Annotated in this window: 2 protein-coding genes and 1 pseudogene; 1 reads left to right on the top strand and 2 read right to left on the bottom strand. The window is 41.3% G+C overall.

The window, feature by feature from the left end; all coding sequences use genetic code 11:
• Both L652_RS1000000125275 and pepA read right to left on the bottom strand, forming a co-directional pair.
• A pseudogene (locus L652_RS1000000125275) lies at window positions 1-92 on the bottom strand (DNA polymerase III subunit chi); the annotation flags it as partial.
• A 149-nt stretch (window positions 93-241) separates the two neighbouring features.
• The gene (gene pepA / locus L652_RS0102970) at window positions 242-1,753 is read right to left on the bottom strand and encodes a leucyl aminopeptidase (protein WP_024595639.1); all 1,512 of its coding nucleotides are present in this window, start codon (window positions 1,751-1,753) and stop codon (window positions 242-244) included.
• Window positions 1,754-2,062: 309 nt separating this feature from the next.
• On the opposite strand from pepA, the gene lptF reads away from it, so the two are divergent.
• On the top strand, window positions 2,063-2,662 hold a 600-nt coding region (gene lptF / locus L652_RS0102975; protein WP_024603269.1), incomplete at its 3' end, for an LPS export ABC transporter permease LptF.

The raw sequence follows: 2,662 nt of genomic DNA on the forward strand, positions 1-2,662 counted from the left end.
GCAATTTGAGCTGCCAATGCAAAATGATCGTCAGCCTTCGCTTTAGACTCATCTTGTTGCTTTAGAACGAAAAATTTAGCGTTCATGTTCATTGTATCGGGGTTTCCCATGACATTGAATGTATACCAAATTGATATACACAAATTAAGAGGCAGATTTTGCCATATAACGGGGTTTGCTTCAATTAATACACAAATAAATAAGGCGCCAAATGGCGCCTTATAAATAGCTAAATAGATTATTAATCGTGCGTAGCTTCGCTTACACCCGCTCGATTTAATAAATACTGAGTAAGCATAGGAACAGGACGGCCCGTTGCGCCTTTTTTAGCGCCACTGCGCCACGCTGTACCGGCAACATCTAAATGTGCCCAATTATACTTTTTAGTAAATTTAGATAAGAAACATGCCGCAGTAATAGTACCCGCAGAGCGTCCACCTAAGTTCGTAAAGTCAGCAAATGGGCTTTCTAGTTGATCTTGATAGTCATCCCATAACGGTAACTGCCATGCACGGTCGCCACTTTGCTCAGACGCTTTTAATAAATCGTGCGCAAGTGGGTTATGGTTTGATAGTAAACCAGTAGCATGCGCGCCAAGGGCTACAATACACGCGCCAGTTAGCGTTGCTACGTCAATAACCGTATCTGGATTAAAGCGTTCAACATATGTTAGTGCGTCACATAATACTAAGCGGCCTTCAGCGTCGGTGTTTAATACTTCAACTGTTTGCCCTGACATTGTTGTTAAAATATCACCTGGACGATACGCATTTGAGCCAGGCATGTTTTCACAACCCGCTAAAACACCAATAACGTTAATCGGCAATTGCATTTGTGCAAGTGCACGCATTGCGCCAATAACGCCTGCTGCTCCGCCCATGTCGTATTTCATTTCGTCCATGCCTTCGCCTGGTTTTAATGAAATACCGCCTGAATCAAACGTTAAACCTTTACCAACAAGTACAATAGGGGCTTGGTCATCAGCGGCGCCTTTGTAGTTAATAATCGACATAATCGATTCGTTATCACTACCTCGGCCAACAGCTAGGTAAGAATTCATACCAAGTTCTGCCATTTGCTTTTCGTCAATAAGATCAACAGTGATGTTGTCAAAATCAGTTGCCAGCTCTTGTGCTTGTTCACCTAAGTACACAGGATTACAAATATTTGGTGGCATATTAGCTACGTCTTTACATAGCTTACTACCTGCTGCAATGGCTAAACCATGCTCAATAGCGCTTTCGCCAATAGTTAGTTCGCGTCGTGTTGGTACGTTAAACACCATTTTACGCAGTGGACGGCGAGGGTCTACTTTTTTACTTTTCAGTTGGTTGAACGTATATAAGCAGTCTTGCGTTGTCTCAACTGCCTGACGTACTTTCCAGTAGGTGTCTCGACCTTTAACGTGTTGCTCTGTTAAAAAGCAGACTGCTTCCATAGAGCCCGTTTCGTTTAAGGTATTAATAGTTTTAGAAATGATTTGTTTATATTGCTTATCATCAAGCTCACGCTCTTTACCACAACCAACAAGCAATATGCGCTCGCTTAATACATTAGGTACATGATGCAATAACAAAACTTGGCCTGGCTTACCTTCTAAATCGCCACGGCGAAGTAAATTAGAGATATAACCATCACTAATTTTATCGAGTTGTTCACCAATGGGGGATAACCTACGTGGCTCGTAAACGCCAACCACAATACATGCGCTGCGCTGTTTTTCTGGGCTACCACTTTTTACGTTAAATTCCATTGTTACTCCTGGTTTTGAGTCGTTTAAGTTACTAAGTTGGGGCTAAAAAAGTATTTTCTAGTCTTATCTACGTAACTTATGTAAGGATAATTCTTATTTTAGCTGATTTTGTTAGACTCTTACTGTGTAATTGAACTTTATATGCTTAAGGGCTACTAATGCAACATTATATCGTGCACTTAGGTAGGATAATTAATTTTGATGGCTTATAATAATAGCCTATTTGCCGGTATTAATTGGGTAAAATAGCTATTTAACTATTCAATTCTCACTATCGTAGTGAAATTCCATGTTTAACAGGGGCGAGCATTGCTAATTTTCCGTTATTTGACCGCTGAGGTTTTAAAATCGCAGGTCGCCGTATTTTTAACTTTGATGACAATATTTTTGTCACAAAAGTTAGTTGGTATTTTAGGTGATGCCTCTGAGGGCAGCATTCCTGCTAAATTAGTGCTATCGATGATTGCACTAAAACTTCCACAACTAGCCTCGCTAATACTTCCGCTGAGTATATTTTTAGGCATTATTTTAGCCTACAGCCGTATTTACGCCGATAGCGAAATGACCGTACTTAAAGCCTGTGGCGTAAGTGAATGGTATGTTGTGCGCGTAACACTTATATCAAGTGTAGGGCTTGCTATATTAGCCGCAGCACTGACTATGTATATTGCGCCGTGGGCAAGCGAGCAAGAGTATCAATTAAAAGAACAAGCCAAAGCCGATGCGGGGCTATCCGCACTCAGAGCTGGGCGGTTCCAAGAAACCGGTAACGAAAAAGCCGTGGTGTTTATTCATAATATTGAAAAGGGTGGCAAAGAGCTCAATAAGGTATTTGTTGCACAGTTACCCGATAGCGAAAAAGGCAACCTAGCGCGCTTAGTATATGCAGAGCAAGGTGTTGTGGTTGAA

The organism is Pseudoalteromonas sp. TB25, from assembly GCF_000497995.1.
GTDB classification, from domain to species: Bacteria; Pseudomonadota; Gammaproteobacteria; order Enterobacterales; family Alteromonadaceae; genus Pseudoalteromonas; species Pseudoalteromonas distincta.